At 34.3% G+C, this 18,692-nt stretch carries 17 protein-coding genes; 10 read left to right on the forward strand and 7 right to left on the reverse strand.

The window, feature by feature from the left end:
* Positions 1-27: 27 nt before the first annotated feature.
* The 6 genes from LKE46_RS15300 to asnS all read left to right on the forward strand — a co-directional run bounded on the left by LKE46_RS15300 (position 28) and on the right by asnS (position 10,046).
* Positions 28-2,460: a glycogen/starch/alpha-glucan phosphorylase gene (locus tag LKE46_RS15300; RefSeq protein WP_291724233.1), complete on the forward strand. Its 2,433-nt coding sequence runs from the start codon at positions 28-30 to the stop codon at positions 2,458-2,460.
* 37 nt (positions 2,461-2,497) lie between these two features.
* A complete protein-coding gene (locus LKE46_RS15305; protein WP_291724236.1) occupies positions 2,498-4,276 on the forward strand; it encodes a glycoside hydrolase family 13 protein in 1,779 nt (592 codons plus the stop codon).
* Positions 4,277-4,318: 42 nt separating this feature from the next.
* A complete protein-coding gene (locus LKE46_RS15310; protein ID WP_291724239.1) occupies positions 4,319-5,470 on the forward strand; it encodes a glucose-1-phosphate adenylyltransferase in 1,152 nt (383 codons plus the stop codon).
* A gap of 55 nt (positions 5,471-5,525) precedes the next feature.
* The gene (gene glgD / locus LKE46_RS15315; RefSeq protein WP_291724242.1) at positions 5,526-6,620 is read left to right on the forward strand and encodes a glucose-1-phosphate adenylyltransferase subunit GlgD; all 1,095 of its coding nucleotides are present in this window, start codon (positions 5,526-5,528) and stop codon (positions 6,618-6,620) included.
* A 60-nt stretch (positions 6,621-6,680) separates the two neighbouring features.
* Positions 6,681-8,495 (forward strand): DUF4434 domain-containing protein, encoded by a 1,815-nt coding sequence (locus tag LKE46_RS15320; RefSeq protein WP_291724245.1) that lies wholly within the window; start codon positions 6,681-6,683, stop codon positions 8,493-8,495.
* 159 nt (positions 8,496-8,654) lie between these two features.
* Positions 8,655-10,046, forward strand: a complete 1,392-nt coding sequence (gene asnS, locus LKE46_RS15325; protein ID WP_291724248.1) for an asparagine--tRNA ligase — start codon at positions 8,655-8,657, stop codon at positions 10,044-10,046.
* A 63-nt stretch (positions 10,047-10,109) separates the two neighbouring features.
* Here asnS and LKE46_RS15330 read toward each other — a convergent pair whose 3' ends face one another.
* The 6 genes from LKE46_RS15330 to LKE46_RS15355 all read right to left on the reverse strand — a co-directional run bounded on the left by LKE46_RS15330 (position 10,110) and on the right by LKE46_RS15355 (position 13,895).
* Positions 10,110-10,613: an SEC-C metal-binding domain-containing protein gene (locus tag LKE46_RS15330; RefSeq protein ID WP_291724251.1), complete on the reverse strand. Its 504-nt coding sequence runs from the start codon at positions 10,611-10,613 to the stop codon at positions 10,110-10,112.
* A gap of 112 nt (positions 10,614-10,725) precedes the next feature.
* Complete coding sequence (locus LKE46_RS15335; protein ID WP_363316196.1) at positions 10,726-10,950, reverse strand: CxxH/CxxC protein; 225 nt, start codon at positions 10,948-10,950, stop codon at positions 10,726-10,728.
* A complete protein-coding gene (locus LKE46_RS15340; protein WP_291724257.1) occupies positions 10,883-11,449 on the reverse strand; it encodes a GerMN domain-containing protein in 567 nt (188 codons plus the stop codon). The genes LKE46_RS15335 and LKE46_RS15340 overlap by 68 nt, the downstream gene beginning before the upstream one ends.
* A gap of 19 nt (positions 11,450-11,468) precedes the next feature.
* Entirely contained in the window at positions 11,469-12,254 is a 786-nt protein-coding gene (locus LKE46_RS15345) for an MBL fold metallo-hydrolase (RefSeq protein WP_291724261.1), read from the reverse strand.
* 33 nt (positions 12,255-12,287) lie between these two features.
* The gene (locus LKE46_RS15350; RefSeq protein ID WP_291724264.1) at positions 12,288-13,544 is read right to left on the reverse strand and encodes a UDP-N-acetylglucosamine 1-carboxyvinyltransferase; all 1,257 of its coding nucleotides are present in this window, start codon (positions 13,542-13,544) and stop codon (positions 12,288-12,290) included.
* Between the two features lie 183 nt (positions 13,545-13,727).
* The gene (locus tag LKE46_RS15355) at positions 13,728-13,895 is read right to left on the reverse strand and encodes a DUF1540 domain-containing protein (protein ID WP_291724267.1); all 168 of its coding nucleotides are present in this window, start codon (positions 13,893-13,895) and stop codon (positions 13,728-13,730) included.
* Positions 13,896-14,106: 211 nt separating this feature from the next.
* Here LKE46_RS15355 and LKE46_RS15360 point away from each other — a divergent pair, with 211 nt between their 5' ends.
* Positions 14,107-14,655, forward strand: a complete 549-nt coding sequence (locus tag LKE46_RS15360; protein WP_291724270.1) for a 2'-5' RNA ligase family protein — start codon at positions 14,107-14,109, stop codon at positions 14,653-14,655.
* A 57-nt stretch (positions 14,656-14,712) separates the two neighbouring features.
* Here LKE46_RS15360 and LKE46_RS15365 read toward each other — a convergent pair whose 3' ends face one another.
* Positions 14,713-16,605: a glutamine synthetase gene (locus LKE46_RS15365; RefSeq protein ID WP_291724273.1), complete on the reverse strand. Its 1,893-nt coding sequence runs from the start codon at positions 16,603-16,605 to the stop codon at positions 14,713-14,715.
* Between the two features lie 176 nt (positions 16,606-16,781).
* On the opposite strand from LKE46_RS15365, the gene murI reads away from it, so the two are divergent.
* The 3 genes from murI to LKE46_RS15380 are packed head-to-tail and all read left to right on the forward strand — an operon-like array spanning position 16,782 to position 18,670.
* Positions 16,782-17,567, forward strand: coding sequence for a glutamate racemase (murI, locus tag LKE46_RS15370; protein WP_291724276.1), 786 nt, complete (start codon positions 16,782-16,784; stop codon positions 17,565-17,567).
* Positions 17,568-17,575: 8 nt separating this feature from the next.
* Positions 17,576-17,974: a DUF3783 domain-containing protein gene (locus LKE46_RS15375; protein WP_291724279.1), complete on the forward strand. Its 399-nt coding sequence runs from the start codon at positions 17,576-17,578 to the stop codon at positions 17,972-17,974.
* A gap of 24 nt (positions 17,975-17,998) precedes the next feature.
* Positions 17,999-18,670 (forward strand): helix-turn-helix domain-containing protein, encoded by a 672-nt coding sequence (locus LKE46_RS15380; RefSeq protein ID WP_291724282.1) that lies wholly within the window; start codon positions 17,999-18,001, stop codon positions 18,668-18,670.
* The last annotated feature ends 22 nt before the right edge of the window (positions 18,671-18,692 follow it).

An 18,692-nucleotide genomic window follows, 5' to 3' on the forward strand; every position in this document is an offset into this window, starting at 1 on the left:
TGTAGTGATATCGTTAGGAGGAGTTTTATGCTAAATATAGACAAGGAAACTTTCAAAAAAGATTATAAGGAAAAGTTCATGGAGATTCATGGTAAGGAGCTGGAAGAGGGTACGGACTATAATAAATATGAAGCACTTGGAGGTCTTGTAAGAGATTATGTAACAAAAATGTGGATAGAAACCAACAATAGTTACAAGAAAACAAGTAAAAAACAAGTATACTATTTTTCCATGGAATTTTTGCTTGGCAGGCTTCTTGGAAGTAATCTTCTCAATCTAGGTATAAGAACTATATGTAAAGAAGCTTTGAGTGAATTGGGAATAGATCTGGAAAGATTGGAAGAGCTTGAAGAGGACCAGGGACTTGGAAATGGCGGGCTTGGAAGGCTTGCAGCATGTTTCCTGGATTCAATGGCAACTCTAAGTATACCTGGGCATGGATGCGGCATAAGATACAAGTATGGTTTTTTCGATCAAAAAATAATAAATAATTCCCAGGTGGAAGTTCCAGATGACTGGCTTAAAAACGGGAATATATGGGAAATAAAGAAATCAGATAAATCCCGGGTTGTAAAATTCGGAGGAGATGTAAAAATAGAATATATAGATGGGAATTTAAAATTTCGACATGTCAATTATGAAACAGTATTGGCTGTACCCTATGATATACCTATAGTGGGATATGACAACAATGTAGTGAATACATTGAGGCTCTGGAGTGCAGAACCACTGTCCAATGAGTTTGACTTTTCATCTTTTAACAGAGGGGATTTCAGAAAGGCTATGGAATATAAAGATTCTGTAGAATCCATTTCGCAAATTCTATATCCTGATGATAGTTTTTACGAGGGAAAGCTTCTAAGATTAAAACAACAGTATTTCTTCGTATCCGCCGGACTTCAGAGTATTATACACCATTTCAAAAGTTCAGGTGGCGATATTAAGGAGCTGGATGAAAAAATAGCAGTGCACATAAATGATACTCATCCTACGCTTGCTATTCCCGAATTGATGAGAATACTTGTAGATGAAGAAGGTGTTGGATGGGATGATGCATGGAGAATGACCCATAATATCATGTCCTATACAAATCATACAATAATGGCAGAGGCATTGGAAAAATGGCCTGTAGACATGTTTAAGAAGCTTCTTCCAAGAATTTTTATGATAGTACAGGAAATAGATAGGAGATTTTGTGAAGAATTAAAAGCTAAATATCCGGGACAATGGGATAAAATAAGGCGGATGACCATAATAGACGGAGGCTATGTCAAGATGGCTCATCTTGCCATAGTTGGAAGCCATAGTGTAAATGGAGTAGCCAAACTTCATACTGAAATATTGAAAAAGCAGGAGATGTCAGACTTTTACTACCATTATCCAGACAGGTTTAATAATAAGACAAATGGTATAACTCATAGAAGATGGCTCATGAATGCAAATCCAAGTTTGACAAATCTTTTAAAGGAAACTATAGGTGATAGTTTTATAACACATCCTACAGAGATGGAAAAGTTTGCGAAGTTTGCCGAAGACAAGAATGTTCAGGGGAAACTTGCGGAAATAAAATTAGCCAATAAAAGAAAGCTGGCAGATTATATATATAAAAATCAGGGTATAAGAATAGATGTCAATTCCATATTTGATGTACAGATAAAAAGAATTCACGCCTATAAACGGCAGACATTGAACTGCCTTCGAATAATGGATTTATATAACAGACTTATAGAAAATCCAAATCTGGATATTGTGCCGAGAACTTTTATATTTGCAGGAAAATCAGCACCCGCATATCATCTGGCAAAAGATATAATTACACTTATAAATGTAGTGGCGAATAGAATAAATAACGATGACAGGGTCAATAAAAAAATAAAAGTGGTATTTATGGAGAACTACAGGGTATCGCTTGCTGAAGTTATAATACCTGCCGCCGATTTGAGTGAACAGATATCTACAACTACAAAGGAAGCATCCGGAACCAGCAATATGAAATTTATGATGAATGGAGCTGTTACTATAGCAACATTAGATGGAGCCAATGTGGAGATAAAGGATGAAGTTGGGGATGATAATATAGTAATATTCGGACTTACGGAAAGAGAAGTATTGAACTATTATAAAAATGGTGGTTATAGTTCACAGGAAATTATAAATGGAGATTCCAGAATAAGAGGGATTGTAAATTCTCTGATAGATGGTACTTATTCCAGAGACGAATTTAGAGACATATATGAAAATCTGTTTACCTATAATGATGAATTCTTCGTATTAAAAGATTTCTATTCCTATCTGGAGGCCCAGGAAAGGGTTGATAGATTATATAGGGATAGTTCAAAGTGGCAGAAGATGTGCATTATAAATATAGCTCATTCAGGTATATTTTCCAGTGATAGAACTATAAGAGAGTATGCTACGGGAATATGGGGCTCCAAGTGTTTGTATAAAAATTTGCAGTAGAAATTTCTGGATTTCATTATCTGAGAAGAGGTGCAGGATGAATTTTGAATTAAAACATGATTCCAAGGATACTTATTATAGAAAGCCTTTTGGAGCAGTAGAAAAAGGAGAAACAGTATATATATCCATATCAGCAGACAGGCATTTGGAGGTATATCTTGATTTAATATATTTTGACTACAGTGAAAAAGCTGTAAAAATGGATATTTTAAAACGTACCGACAATGAATATATATATTATTATTATATAAATTTGCCAAAAAATTATGAGGGAATTATAAATTACTATTTCAAGGTACAGCTTGAGGAAGAAAGATATATTTACTACGGTAATAAATATGATGGATTGGGAGGGGAAGGGCAGATTTATCATAATAAACCCAAACCCTACCAGATAACAGTATATGAGCCATTCAAGGTCCCCGAATGGTTTAAAGAAGGTATTGTGTATCAAGTATTTGTAGACAGGTTTAAAAACGGGAATAAAGATGGAAAAGTACTGAGTCCCAAAAAAGATATTTTTATCCATGAGGATTGGAATGATGAACCTCACTATATAAGAGATTCATACGGCAGCATATTAAAGTGGGATTTCTTTGGAGGAAATTTGCAGGGAGTAATTGAGAAACTTGGATATATAAAAAGCCTGGGAGCAAATTCCATATATTTAAATCCTATATTCGAATCTGACAGTAACCATAAATATGATACGGGAGATTATAAGACAATAGATCAGATGTATGGAGATGAAAGTATATTTAAGAGGTTATGCCGGGAAGCTGAAAAATTGGGTATAAAAATTATTCTAGACGGGGTTTTTAGTCACACTGGGGATGACAGCATATATTTCAATAAATACGGTAATTACGATTCCCTGGGTGCATATCAGTCAAAGGATTCTCTCTATTATAACTGGTACAGGTTTAATGAATATCCAAACAAATATGACTGCTGGTGGGGAATAAGTAATATGCCGAATGTAAATGAGATGGAGAGCACCTATGTAGATTTCATTATTTCAAATGAGAATTCAGTATTGAAAAAGTGGATGGATAATGGAGCTTCTGGGTGGCGGCTGGATGTTGCGGATGAATTGCCTGATGAGTTTATACATAAGATAAAAAGCAGGATGAAGGATATTTCACCAGATTCCGTACTTATAGGAGAAGTATGGGAAGATGCATCCAACAAGGTAAGCTATTCAAAGAGAAGAAAATATGTATTCGGACGTGAACTCGATTCTGTAATAAATTATCCATTCAGAGACGCCTTGATAGATTTTCTGACAGGGAACACAGGGGCGGTAGCCTTTGAAAGAAAGATGTTGAGCTTGTATGAAAACTACCCCGGAGAAATATTTTACTCCAATTTAAACGTCATAGGAACCCATGATACAGAGAGAATTCTCACTTTATTAGGCAGAAATGGAAAAGATGGTATCAAGCTCTTGAATATCGCAGTAGCAATTCAAATGACAATGCCAGGTGTCCCTTTAATATATTATGGAGATGAAGCAGGAGTTTCGGGTGGAGATGATCCTGAAAACAGGAAAACCTATCCATGGGAGAATGAAAACAAATATATATTGAAGTTTTATAGGTGTATTGCTGATTTGAGGAATAAATTGGACTCATTGAAAAAAGGCGATATAAGATTTTATGACATAAATGAGGATGTATTGTGTTATGAAAGGGCTTTTAAGGATGAAAGAACTTTCATAATAATAAATAGGAGTGAAGATAAAACATTTGAGGTAAGAGTAAAGGAATTGTATATAAAAATTTTTCCTTATGGAGTAAAGATATTTAAGAAATAAGAATATCATTTAAAGGCTTTTAACAGAAAAGGGGGATGGGTTATGAAAAAAAAGGAAGTAGTATCAATGATATTGGCTGGTGGACAAGGTTCAAGATTGGGAATACTGACTAAGAGACTGGCAAAACCAGCTGTACCATTTGGCGGGAAATACAGAATAATAGATTTCGCTTTAAGCAATTGTTCTAATTCGGGTATTTATACCGTAGGAGTATTAACACAGTACAAGCCATTGGAATTAAATTCACATATAGGCATAGGAAGCCCCTGGGATCTAGATAGGAGAGATGGTGGTGTATACATACTCCCACCTTATCAAGAGGAAAATGGAGGAAATTGGTATAGAGGAACTGCAGATGCCATATATCAAAATATGTCATTTATAGATAACTACAATCCAGAATATGTTCTTGTACTTTCGGGAGATCATATATATAAAATGGATTATTCACATATGCTTAATTTTCATAAGGAAAAGGGTGCAGATGTAACTATAGCAGTAATTAAGGTGCCTATAGAGGAGACATATAGATTTGGAATAATGAGTACGAGAGATGACATGAGCATATATGAATTTGAGGAAAAACCTAAAGCTGCCAAAAGCACCAATGCTTCTATGGGGGTATATATTTTCAATTGGAAGCTGCTGAAGAAGTTTTTGAGATCGGATCATAATAACAAGAATTCCAGCAATGATTTTGGCAAAAATATTATACCAAACATGCTTGATTCAGGCTTGAATATATATGCATATCCATTTAAAGGATACTGGAAGGATGTTGGTACTGTAAAAAGTTTATGGGAAGCAAATATGGATCTTCTAAGAGAAGATAATGAGCTCAACTTGAGAGATCCCAAATGGAGAATATATTCAGTAAATCATATGGAACCGGCCCAGTATATAGGACCCAATGCAAATATTAAATCATCAATAGCAGTAGATGGTTGTGAAATCTATGGTAAAGTGCTTCATTCAATTATATTTTCAGGAAGTGTAATTGGTAAAAATTCTGAGATAATAGATTCAGTTGTAATGCCCAATACACGAATAGGAGATAATGTTATAATCAATAAGGCAATAATAGGAAGCAATGTAATAGTGAGAAGAGACAGTGTAATAGGAAATGGGAATGAAATTACTGTAGTGGGTTCGAATGTGGACGTGAAAGCAGGATCTATATTAGTAAATTCATGAAAGCGTAAGATAAGTTATGTATTGATGGGAGATGATATTTGTGTATGAAAATTTCATGGGTATAATAAATTTGGATGAGAATGAGGGTAATATAAGGGAACTGACAAGAAATAGACCTTTAGCGTCGGTGCCGATTGGAGGAAGATATAGAATTATTGATTTTATAATGTCAAATATGACCAACTCTGGTATAGAGAATATAGGCATATTTACAAAAATAGAGTCCAGGTCGCTTATAGATCATATAAGCAATGGAAGACCATGGGATCTGAACAGGAAGATAGAAGGTCTGAGGGTATTTAACTTTACCGATAGAAGTCCGAATTTTGACGATATATATAATTTTGCAAAGAATATGTCATATTTTAAAAAGAGCAAAGAAGAATATGTGATTATTTCACCGTCTTATATGGTGTGCAATGTAGACCTGGATGAAGCAATGAAATTTCATGTGAAATCCAAGAATGATGTTACTATAATATATAAAGAGGTGAAAAATGCAGATACAAATTACATCCACTGTGAAACATTGAATATAGACAGTAGTGGTAGAGTTGCAAGTGTAGGAAGAAATATAGGTATAAACAGCAAAGCCAATATATGTATGGAAATGTATATGATGAGCAAGAGTATATTCATGGATATAGTAAATGAGTGTATATCAATAGGAAGCTATAGAAAAGTGAAATGTCATATATATAACTGTCTTGACAGTTTGAAAGTAGGAAGTTTCAGATTTGATGGGTATTTGAGCTGCATAAATTCTATTAAGGAATATTATAGAACAAACATGGAGCTTTTGAAGCATAATGTAATGAAAGAATTGTTTTCAAGTGAAAGGCCCATATACACCAAGACAAACGATGAAGTGCCAGCGAGATATTCCCAATGGAGCGATGTAAAAAATTCTATAGTCGGGAATGGATGTTTTATAGAAGGTAAAGTTGAAAACAGCATAATATCCAGAAGAGTTACTGTATCTAAAAATGCAGTACTTGAGAACTGTATAGTACTTCAAAATTGCAATATAGGCAAAGGTGTAAAACTCCAACATGTAATTTTGGATAAGAATACATCTGTAAAGAATGGAAGAGAGCTTAAGGGCGATGAGGACATGCCCATCGTAATAGAGAATCAGGAAGTATATTGAGGAGATATTAAAGTATCTCCTTGTTAATTTACAACAGCTAAAAGAAGGGAATTGCGTAATATGAAGAATAGAAAAATTATAATCATGTTGTTTGTGTCTGTTATATTATTTACTTGTGTGATTATATATTTTCGAAGTCCACTTAGAGCTAACAAGAATTACCCTATACTGGCAGGTTCTTTTATCCAGATTGATTTGACCCAAAATTGGGATGAAGATAAATGGATGAGTGAATTAAAGTGCTTAAAAGAGAATAAAATGGAATATGTCATATTATCGGGAATAACTTTTACGGCAAATAATGTAACAAAAACGGCATACAGCAGCAATATACAAGGTACCGAAAAAGTTTATGGCAGCAGAGATGAAGTGGAACTGTGCTTGAAATCTGCGGAAAAGTTGGGCATGAAAGTATTTTTAAGTACTGATTTCAATAGTGAATGGTGGAATAAATCAGCCAATGATACAAACTGGTTGGATAACCAGATGAATCGTACAAATTTAATTTGTGATGAGGTCTATAGAAAATACCATTCTAAATATAAAAATTCTTTTTATGGATGGTATTTCCCATATGAAATAGACAATGTCAAATTTGATACTGATGAAAAGTTTGCCATTCTTGCCAATGCAATGAATATAACTTTAAACTACCTTGAAGCAAAAAAGGAAAGGCTGCCATTTTTGTTATCACCTTTTATGAATTCTGCATTTGGTACACCGGATAAATATGCAGATAACTGGAAATACTTTTTTTCAATTACCAATTTAAAAGAGGGTGATATACTATGTCCTCAGGATTCAGTTGGAGCTGGTGGACTTGATATAAGTGAGGTAAATCAGTGGTTTACTTCACTTAGGAAAGCGGTGGACAGCAAAAGTGGATTGAAACTCTGGGCTAATGTAGAAACATTTGACTATGTAAACAATTCTACCGTTACCTTGGACAGGCTTCTTCAGCAGATGGAAATGGAACAACCATGTGTAGATAAGATAGTAAGCTTTTCCTACAGTCATTATTACAGCCCCAATAATATTGATCCAGGTTTTAATCAAGCATATTCCGAGTATGTCAGGAAGGGAAAGCTTCCACATAATAAGATAAATACTCCTAAAAATCTAAGAGTACAAACTATAAATAAAGATGAATTCAAATTGATCTGGGATAAGCCCAAAAATGACAAGAATATATGCGGATATAAAGTATATAGAGATGGAATCCTTATATATAATCCCATGGTCCAGAGGAAATATGGAGGGAAGAAAAAGGAGTTCTATTTAAGTGTAATAGATAGGCCCATATTAAAAACCAATACTAAATCATATACATATGAGGTAAAGGCGGTTGATTTTTCAGGAAATATGTCTGAAGCCTCTGAAGCGGTAACTGTTAATGTAGATGAAATAAAAACTTTACCTGAAGTGTTGTCAGTAGGATGTAAATATAATTTAAGTCCAAGACCTGACTTTAACTATGACGATAATGGAGTTAAACTTACAGATGGCAGGTACGCACTTCATAATGTAATAAAGGACAAATCATTTTCAGCATGGTACAATGATCCTTTTAATGTGGAAATAGATTTGAAAAATGTAAAAAAGACTCGGCAGTTTATGATAGATTGCTATAGGAATCCGAGAGCATGGGCAATGCTGCCTAAAGCGGTGTCTGTTGCAGTATCACAGAATGGAATTGATTTTACTCCAGCAGGACTCTTCAGAATACCATCTGTTCCATTTTCAGATAGAAAGGGATCCAAGTATCCACTCTACATTATATTGGATAAATCAGTGGATGCAAGATATGTTAGATTTACCGTGATACCCGAACCTAATTATTATACTTTTATAGATGAAGTCCAGGTCAGGAATTAAAAAATGGCAGATAAAGCCATTCAATAAGTTAGATAATTATTGACATAAAATTATATAAATATTATAATTTTAAAGTATAGTCCTATGAATTGCAGCTCTTTTGTCCCATTATGGATAGAAGGGCTTTTTTACGAAAAAACATTACGGAGGGGTTTATTCATGGAAATAACGTTAGTTAGGTCTATTTATAAAGATATTGAAAAGTTTGCAGACAAAGACATAAAAATTTCAGGATGGATTAGAACGATAAGAGACTCAAAATCATTTGGATTTATAGAGATAAATGATGGAACATTTTTTAAGAATATCCAGGTAGTTTTTGATGCTGGTCTTGACAATTTTAAAGAGATATCAAAATTGCCCATAAGTTCTTCACTGTCAGTAGAAGGTAAGCTGGTAGTTACACCTAATGCAAGGCAGCCTTTTGAGATTAGAGCAAGTAAAATAAATATAGAAGGCAAATCGTCATTGGATTATCCTCTTCAGAAGAAAAGACACACTTTGGAGTACTTGAGAACTATTGCCCATTTGAGGGCAAGGAGCAATACATTTTCCGCAGTATTCAGAGTTCGTTCTCTGGCGGCTTATGCTGTACATAAGTTTTTTCAGGATAGAAATTTTGTATATGCCCAGACTCCCCTGATAACGGGAAGCGATTGTGAAGGCGCAGGAGAGATGTTTAAAGTAACAACTTTTGACTTGAATAATGTTCCTAAGAATGAAGATGGAAGCATAGATTATTCAAAGGACTTTTTTGGTAAAGAAACCAATTTGACAGTAAGTGGTCAATTATCTGCAGAGACTATGGCACTTGCGTTTAGAAATGTATATACTTTTGGACCTACTTTCAGGGCAGAGGAGTCAAATACTGCAAGGCATGCTGCAGAGTTCTGGATGATAGAACCAGAAATGGCATTTGCCGATCTGAATGATTATATGGATGTTGCAGAGGAACTGGTCAAATACATAATAAAATATGTTCTGGAAAATGCGCCTGAAGAGATGGAATTCTTTAATTCATTTATACATAAGGGGCTGTTTGAAAGATTAAACAATGTGGTAAATTCAAGTTTTGGAAGAATAACCTATACTGAAGCAGTAGATATACTTAGAAAAAGCGGGCAAAAATTTGAATATCCGGTAGAATGGGGAATTGACCTGCAGACGGAACATGAGAGATTCTTGACAGAAAAAATCTACGGGAAGCCTATATTTGTAACTGATTATCCAAAAGATATAAAAGCATTTTATATGAGAGCAAATGATGATGGCAAAACTGTTGCTGCAGCTGATTTACTTGTGCCAGGAGTAGGAGAAATAGTAGGAGGAAGCCAGAGAGAAGAAAGATATGATGTTCTCGAAAAGAGAATAGAAGAACTGGGGCTTAGCAAGGAAGACTATTGGTGGTATCTGGAATTGAGGAAATATGGAGAAACGAAACATTCTGGATTTGGGCTTGGTTTTGAAAGAATATTAATGTATATTACGGGTATGTCTAATATAAGGGATGTAATCCCATTCCCTAGAACTACAGGTTCTGCTGAATTTTAAGGTAACTTTAAAGAGACCTTATAGCTGTTTTTATATAAGGTCTCTTTTTATTGAGTATTTATACTAAGTTGTTTTTCCACAGCAGTTTTTATATTTTTTACCGCTCCCACAGGGACAAGGATCATTTCTACCAATTTTGTTTTTATTTATTATTGTTTTGGAAGAAACCCAGCTTTTATGTATGCTTTTCCTCTTTTCCTTTGAAAAAATCGATTCCCACTGTGGCAGTTTATAGAGATAATCCGCTTTGGCATCCAGCATATTGAAATACAGCTTTTCAAAATTGATTTTCACATCAATATTTGAATCCCGATCCAATTTTTCAAGCTCAATAGAAATTTCAAGACTATCATTTATTCCATCCAAAAAACCTATGAAAACTACTGGAGAAATATTAAATTCTTGTGATAAATTTTTTATGTTTCCATTTAAAGAAGTTCTATGATCTGTTAATATCTTAGTGTATATATTCTTCTCGATGGAACCGTATTCTTTCCAAAATTCAGCCTCACCTTTTGTTTTAACTAGCTTTACAACTGTATCTGTCCAATCTTTATATAAACTCATATTATGTCCTGTTAAAAAAACAGTACCTCCTTCATTTTTAGTTTAATATTAAGAATATTAAATTTATCTATTACCTGAATTATTATAATAAATATTGCAGTGGTTTGCAATATTATGGCTTTAGTTTTAAAATATAGACTGCATCCTTGGAGCAATAGCTGCACTTTGGTTTACTGCATTGATTATCTACATAAAACATATATGGAAAGGTTTCATTTTCCACTAAAAAGTCGTCAATAGCGATGTCTATATGGTCATTACAACTGTATTTAGTCTGCTTTGATATTTTTAAGATCCTCCTTTCCAATAGGTTTGGATAAATCAAAATTGTTTCCAAACAAATTAGTATCCTTATTATCTATAAATATCTTTACTTTGTCAACAGAGGATAGTTGGGTTAGAGATAAAACAATGCTTTTGATGCAGGCCTCTTCTTTCCTGGCATTCATTTTTTGATTTGTATCTTTGCTTAAATTTACATAGGCTATTTTGTCCTTTATAGATACACTGATAAGTCTTGCACTTTTATCAAATACAGGAGATAGATTACTTTTTACAGAAGGACCTTTTATAAGTTCATTTATTATAGTTTCGGCAAGAAGTTCATCTTTCTTTATTATTCTCTGCTCCTTTGATAATTCCAGCGCACCATCCTTTTTAGTAGAATCAAAATATATATTTAATTCTATTAAATTGTTTTTTTCCTGGGGGAATGCTATTTCTTTTTCCTTCTCACTATTATTTATACTCAGATTATCTTTTTTTTCACATGAAGTCAGTGATAAATTAAGAAACATGACTGTGGAGCACAGCAGAATACTAAAAATTTTTTTCATGACTTTATCACCTTTTCTATTAAAATTGTGTATAGTTACTTGGCATATTACGACTTGCCATTGATACACTTAAATCCTTATCAAGCTCTATTCCTTCTTTGGCTAAGACATTCAATACAGTTTTGTAGGCTAATTTTGGATAGTTGTTTATTTTGCTCAAATGTCCTAAGATTATTTTTTTGAATTTATTGGTCGAAATATCCAATATAGCTTTTCCACAATCATCGTTTGACAAATGACCAATTTTACTAAGTATTCTCCTTTTTAAGGCATACGGGTAAGGACCAAATTTTAACATCTCAACGTCATGATTACTTTCCAGTAGTATTATGTCTGCCTGACTTAAAATTTTCTTTATTTCTTCCGAGAAAAATCCCAGATCGGTTGCTATGCAGGCACATTTATCTTTGCTGAAGATTTTATATCCCCTGGGGTCTGCTGCATCATGAGATATTCTATAACTAGTTACAGCCATGTCATTGATTTCAATATAATCATTGGAAATTACTTTTATATTATGTTCCTTGATTTTACCTATGGATTTAGACATAGCATTCCATGTAGATTCATTGGTGTATATGGGTATATCATATCTCCTGGATAGTACACCAACACCTTTGATATGGTCAGTATGTTCATGGGTAACTAAAATGGCATCTATATCCTTTGGCTTTTGACCAATACTCAGTAGAGCATTTTCTATATTTTTACCGGCAAGGCCTGCATCTACTAAAATTTTTGTGTTGTCAGAAGCTATAAATGTACTGTTCCCGCTGCTTCCGCTAAATAAAGGGCAGAAAATCATGATAAATCTCCTTTAAATTAAAATTCAGAGGATCTATTCGGATACTTTGATTATGTCAGCTCCAAGATCCTTAAATTTATTTTCTATATTTGGATAACCTCTATATATGTGTTCAATGCTGAGAACTTCCGTAGTGCCCTCAGCTATAAGACCTGCTATAACCATTGCCGCACCGGCTCTTAAATCTGTGGCTTTTACCACTGCTCCTGTTAACTTATCTATTCCGTCAATTATAGCAGTTCTGCCTTCAACTTTTATATTAGCACCCATTTTTTTTAATTCATCTACATGTTTGAATCTGCTTTCCCATATGCTTTCATTTATTATGCTCCTGCCTTCTGCTATGCTCAAAAGAGCACTCATGGGCTGCTGGACATCCGTAGGAAAACCGGGATAAGGCTGGGTTTTTATGTTGATTCCCTTCAGGCGTCCCTCGGATTTTACAGTAATACAGTCACCATCTTCTTCTATTTCCACACCCATCTCTATCAACTTTGCAGATATGGATTCAAGATGTTTGGGTATGATATTTTTAATAGTAACTTTGCCGCCGCAGGCAGCTGATGCAATCATGTATGTACCCGCTTCTATCTGATCTGGTATTACGCTGTAGGAGCAGCCGCTCAAGCTGTCTACACCCACAATTCTTATGACATCTGTGCCTGCCCCTTTTATATTTGCACCCATACTGTTTAGAAAGTTTGCTACATCTACTACATGAGGTTCTTTTGCTACATTTTCAAGAGTGGTTACTCCTTTAGCCAATGTTGCAGCCAGCATTACGTTTATAGTTGCACCTACACTTACAACATCGAAAAATATATTTGTTCCTACTAGTTCCTTTGCTTGAACTACAACACATCCATGGACAATTTTTACTTCTGCACCTAGCGCTTCGAAACCCTTTATATGCTGGTCTATAGGTCTAACCCCTATAGGACAACCACCGGGTAACTCAACTTTTGCCTTTTTAAATCTTCCAAGAAGTGCTCCTATTAGATAATAAGATGCCCTCATTTTTCTGACATCATTTGTACTGGCACTTAAGCTGTCTATATTAGTACTGTCAATTACTGCAGAATTTTTGTTGGTTTTAATGTCACAACCAAGGCTTTTGAGTATTCTTTCAATACAATGGACATCTTCTATATCAGGAATATTATCTATTATGCATTTATTTTTACTAGCCATTATTGCTGCAGGTAGGATTGCAACAGCAGCATTTTTTGCACCATTTATTTCTATAGAACCAAACAGAGAGTTCCCTCCGTTAATTACTAATTTATTCATCTATGTACCATCCTTATCAATTTATATTTATATAAACTTTAGAAAATATCAAAATTAATTCATATTACACAAAATTTATTATATCATAAATCAATAACTTTTTAACATAAAATTGTTAAATAAAAGCCAGAAACCCAGTTCTATTGACAGAACTGGGTTTCTGGCTTTTATGGAAGGATAAAGCTATTGTTGTTTTGCAAAACTTCCACAGTCAGTACATTGTACATCCTTTGCTACAGATTCATGTTTGGTTACCTGTATCTTATCCAGTGTACAATAATTTTCATTACCTGAGTGGAATCTACACTCATTTACTATACATCCTATACTTTGATTTTTCTTATTGTTCATAATTTGTCTCTGCTGTTTTCGCAATTATTTTAATTTATACAATTGCATTCCGGCAGAATTCACCCCTTTCATGATTATTTATCAAATATATTATGTGTATGAAGAAAAAAATTATACTGGAGGTTTTTACAAACAAGTTAAAATACTAAGCGTGAAAATTATATGATATAATTAATAGAGGGATAAGTTATATGAATTGGAGGATTGAGCAATGAAATATTATTTAGTAGCATTATTTGATAGAAATTCCTATTCTTATATTGAACGTATCCAAAGAAATATGTGTAGAAAATATAGACTATACAAACATATGCCTGTTTTACATATAACTCTTTCGGTAATAGACAATCCAGATGTAGATAAGTTGGACAAAATAGTTTCGAAATTACTAAATCCGTATAAAAACTTTAAAGTAGAGATCAATGGTGCAATATGTTTTGAACCACCGTATAAGTCCGTTAATTTGAAAATAGAAAAAAAAGGATATATAATGAGACTTGCCAGACAGCTGAATGATCTTCTTATAATGCATAAATTTAACGTTGTGGAGAATATAGAAAAATGGGATCTTCATGTCTCACTTGCAAATACCAACTATGCAATAAGGGAATGGAGTAGTAAGGAATATTCTGCAGCCTGTGAAACGGCTAAAAGAGAGAATATACATAGAATGGCAACTATTGACAGGATAGCACTCTGGAAACCTATAAACAATAAAAAAGAAATGGTTGTAAAAAATTTTCAACTTAAAGATTATTAATTGAAAAACTCCTGAAAGTCAATTCATCTTTTCAGGAGTTTTTTAAATCCTTAGATTCTATATATCAAGTAAATTTTTCTTGTAATCGGAATACAGTGCTCTAAGTTCAGCTATATTATTTTCTATTTCAATCTGCAGCTTTGACACTTCTGCATAATCTTCTTTTTCAGTAGCTTCCTTTATTTTTGTAAACAGGCTCTTCTTTGTATAGGAATCCTTGATGAGATCATGTCTTAAAGCATCTATTTTCATCCATGTTGCCACATCGATGTCAAGTGCCTTTCCACTGCAGTGAAGCAGCTTGAAGCCTCTTATTTCCTCAGTGTACTGGTTTATGATTCTGTGGTTCAGTTCAACTATCCACTTCTCCAGGAATGCTTCCTTGAAGCTTTCTATATATTTATCCTTCAATATACCGCTGCCTGTAAGTACTGCAGTCTTCTCAGGATATTTTTCAAATGCAGACAGGTTGTCATATACTGTAGCCGGTGCCTTGCCGTAAAGTTTTTCCCTTTCCTCGTCCGTATAGGATTCGAATACGTCGATTTCACTTCTGTAAGCCCTGTCTTTTTCAAGGTAGTCTGCATCATCACCGTATTTCTTTGACAGCTCGGCAAGAAGATCATCTTCTGTTTTGCCGTTCTTTACTGCATATGCTATACCATCAACCATGGCAACATAAATTGCACCTACGGCAAGATAAGTGTTTGTTCCGGGATTTGGCGCCCTGAGTTCAAATCTTGTTGCAAGAGGGCTCTGAAGTTCCCTTACTACTCCGAGAAGTACCGACCTGTTCCTTGAAGGGACTTCTACAGAACGTCCTATTGAAGTTACTATGCAGACTGGAGCCTCAAAGCCCGGTTTCAATCTTCTGAGGGCATCTGTTGTAGATGAAACGAATGGGTTGAGGACTTCATAGTTCTTGAGTATTCCCATTATGGAAGCATATCCGAATATGCTGAGAAAGCTTTTCTTTGAGGAGAACAGGTTTATTCTCTTTCCCTCTTTAAGCTTCAATGCAATTCCAATATGTGTATGTTCTCCGTTGCCTGCTATACCCTCTACAGGTTTGGCCTTGAAGGTTACATTAAGTCCGTTTTCCTTGAAAGTCTCTTCTATTATGTTCTTTATGAAGGCCTCATTGTCGATTGCCTGTACTGCAGTAGAATACTTCCAGTCAATTTCAAGCTGCTCCATTATCTGATAGTCTCCATTTTCATCTACCTTTGCCTGTATGCCTCCAACTTCCTTGTGTCCCATCTCAGGCTCAAGCCCGTACAGGTCCATTACAAGCAGTGACTGCTCCAGTGCTGTCTTTACCGCACCTTTTGTTCTTGCCCAGTACTGCTCCTTGAGTACCTGTGAAGTTGAAAGTGCCTCCACCTCGGTCTTGTTGTTCGGGGTGTTGACCCAGAATTCAAGTTCTGTTGCGCATGTGCCTACTACATCTTCTATGTCATCATATTTTATTCCAAAGGAAGATAGTGATCCGGGGTACTGCTTGAACAGATCAAGAAGATTTGATTTGAGGTACTCTATGGAATGTTTCAATACATACCTGGAATCCACTGCTGCACTGCTGTGATACAGAAAGCAAGGTATTCTGAGTGTGCCTACAGGTTTTCCGGTTCCGGGGTCTATGTTATCCTTGTTGTAATCAACATACCAGTTTACGTCAGTATCAGGAAACATATCAACCTTGGCGTCATCCAGTGTTGCTATTCCCGGAAGTACTATTGATGAACCGTCTGTCTGAACTGATCCTTTGAGAAAACCTTCTATATCATCCAGAAATATTTTGATGGGAATTTTTTCGTCTGTATTGTTGCCAGAGAGATCGACACCTACAGCCGATACAAATTTTATTTCGGGATGGGAAGTTAAAATTTCCTTCAGATCTTTTTTGGAATGTTTGTTGTCAGGTATTGTGTAAACTAAATCTTTTGACATTTTGTTGCCCCCTTGTAAAATATAATAAAAAAATAGTAATTATCCAATATTTATAATTCTGATTTTATAATTTATGTCCATAGATGTCAATAAAATTAAATTTAAGTTTGTATAGTTTATTTTCATATTATATAATAATAATAAGGTTTTGTGCTATAGTTTAACGAGGTGATAGAATGGACTTTAAGGATAGACCGATAGGATTTTTTGACTCCGGGGTTGGGGGCATAAGTGTACTGAAACAGGCAGTGAGGATACTTCCAAAAGAAAATTTTGTCTATTTTGGGGATTCACTTAGAGCGCCATACGGAATAAGGACTTCCAGTGAAGTTGAGAAACTGACTTTTGATGCTGTAAAATTTTTACTTGAGAAAAATATAAAAGCATTGGTGATTGCATGTAATACAGCTACTAGTGTATCAATAGAAGATTTAAGAAGAAAATATGGCGGCTCAATGCCTGTAATTGGTATAGAACCGGCACTTAAACCGGCAGTTCAATATGGAAGGGACGGAAAGGTCGTAATAATGGCAACACCTGTGACCCTTGCTGAAAATAAGTTTGATAATTTAATGAAAAAATATGATCTTAATAACAATGTAGAGTCCATGCCTTGTCCTGGATTGGTTGAGCTTATAGAAAGTGGTATTATAAGAGGAGAAAGGGTGGAAATGTATTTAAAGGAAAAATTTTTACCACTCAAAGATGATAAAATAGCTGCCGTAGTTTTGGGATGCACTCATTATCCTTTTATAAAAGAAGCATTAAATAAAATACTGAATGAAATGAATAAAGATGTTGTAATAATAGATGGAAGTATTGGCACTGTGAATCAGCTTAAAAGACAGCTTCTAAAACATAATATGATGTCTTCCGCACATAGGGCTGGAAGGGTTGAAATGTTCAATTCGTTGAATACTCACGAGATAATAGAGTTAAGTTACAAACTTTTGAATACATGATGGAGGAGATGTTGGATGTGTGTCAGAAAGTTGACAGATGTATAGTAACTTACGGACTGGATGATGAAGAAAATAAATTTATAGATTCTGTGAAAGTTAATAGTTGTTTATTTAATCATATAGTTATTCGAAAATCCATGGTTAATATGAAGATAAAAAGTATAATAGATAAAAAAAGCGGCAGTTATAGTTCAAATGATTCATCAGATGAGAAAGTAATTTTATTTAATGGACTGGATGAGGGAGAGATAAGTTCTTTAATGAACTCTATTAAAGATAAATTTGACAGAATTCCTATATTTGCAGTGGTTACAGAGACATCTGCCAATTGGACATTTGATTATTTAATTGATCATCTTATTCAAGAGAGGGAATGGTTTAAGAAACAACAGAAAAATAGAAAATAATGTATTTGGAAAAGGATGATTAGAATGAGCAGAATAGGAGATAAAGTAAAAGCTGCACGACAGGCGAAAAATTTGAGTCAAAAGCAGCTTGCAAAAAAATTGGGCGTTTCAGAAAGCTTTATAAATGATGTGGAAATAGGAAGAAAAATAGCTAATCAAAGCATAATCGATAGATTGTCTAAAATTTTGGGCAAGGAAATGAATGATTTAACAATGTCCTTTGAAGAACAGGTTTATAAAAAAGAGGATAATAAAATCAAATATTCAGTTCTGGATGAAAAGAAAAAAGTAAATGAAATTTGGAGTGATGCATTTTCAGATGTGCTTAAAAATGTACCTGTATATAACTACGATTTAAATAAGCCGGCAGGTTTTAAAAAATTGCCTGTAATTGGTAATAAAATAGAAGGTCAACCTAAGGATAAAGTAGTATATTTAAATATAGAGGATGACGACATGATTGGATTCAGGATACAGAAGGGTGACATAGCTCTGGGTCATATGACCCAGCAAATTGACAACAATGGAATATTTCTTCTGGAATACAAAAATACAAGAGCTATAAGACAGGTCAAGAAGCTGGATAATAGCAAGGTACTGCTTGTAAGTAACAAAGGCAGCTTAAGAACTGAAACTGCTGAAATAAAAAACTTAAAAATAATTTTAAAGTTGGATAAGGTTACCCTGCTGTTGTAATTGAAAATATGTCCGATAATTA

It is taken from the genome of Clostridium sp., from assembly GCF_022482905.1.
GTDB lineage: Bacteria > Bacillota > Clostridia > Clostridiales > Clostridiaceae > Clostridium_B.

Coding starts and splice junctions, on each gene's coding strand:
- LKE46_RS15340 (WP_291724257.1), bottom strand. CDS start 11,449: ATGAAAAAAATTTTTAGTATTCTGCTGTGCTCCACAGTCATGTTTCTT.
- asnS (WP_291724248.1), top strand. CDS start 8,655: ATGGAAATAACGTTAGTTAGGTCTATTTATAAAGATATTGAAAAGTTT.
- LKE46_RS15380 (WP_291724282.1), top strand. CDS start 17,999: ATGAGCAGAATAGGAGATAAAGTAAAAGCTGCACGACAGGCGAAAAAT.
- murI (WP_291724276.1), top strand. CDS start 16,782: ATGGACTTTAAGGATAGACCGATAGGATTTTTTGACTCCGGGGTTGGG.
- LKE46_RS15365 (WP_291724273.1), bottom strand. CDS start 16,605: ATGTCAAAAGATTTAGTTTACACAATACCTGACAACAAACATTCCAAA.
- LKE46_RS15330 (WP_291724251.1), bottom strand. CDS start 10,613: ATGAGTTTATATAAAGATTGGACAGATACAGTTGTAAAGCTAGTTAAA.
- LKE46_RS15355 (WP_291724267.1), bottom strand. CDS start 13,895: ATGAACAATAAGAAAAATCAAAGTATAGGATGTATAGTAAATGAGTGT.
- LKE46_RS15305 (WP_291724236.1), top strand. CDS start 2,498: ATGAATTTTGAATTAAAACATGATTCCAAGGATACTTATTATAGAAAG.
- LKE46_RS15375 (WP_291724279.1), top strand. CDS start 17,576: ATGTTGGATGTGTGTCAGAAAGTTGACAGATGTATAGTAACTTACGGA.
- glgD (WP_291724242.1), top strand. CDS start 5,526: ATGGGTATAATAAATTTGGATGAGAATGAGGGTAATATAAGGGAACTG.
- LKE46_RS15345 (WP_291724261.1), bottom strand. CDS start 12,254: ATGATTTTCTGCCCTTTATTTAGCGGAAGCAGCGGGAACAGTACATTT.
- LKE46_RS15310 (WP_291724239.1), top strand. CDS start 4,319: ATGAAAAAAAAGGAAGTAGTATCAATGATATTGGCTGGTGGACAAGGT.
- LKE46_RS15300 (WP_291724233.1), top strand. CDS start 28: ATGCTAAATATAGACAAGGAAACTTTCAAAAAAGATTATAAGGAAAAG.
- LKE46_RS15350 (WP_291724264.1), bottom strand. CDS start 13,544: ATGAATAAATTAGTAATTAACGGAGGGAACTCTCTGTTTGGTTCTATA.
- LKE46_RS15320 (WP_291724245.1), top strand. CDS start 6,681: ATGAAGAATAGAAAAATTATAATCATGTTGTTTGTGTCTGTTATATTA.
- LKE46_RS15360 (WP_291724270.1), top strand. CDS start 14,107: ATGAAATATTATTTAGTAGCATTATTTGATAGAAATTCCTATTCTTAT.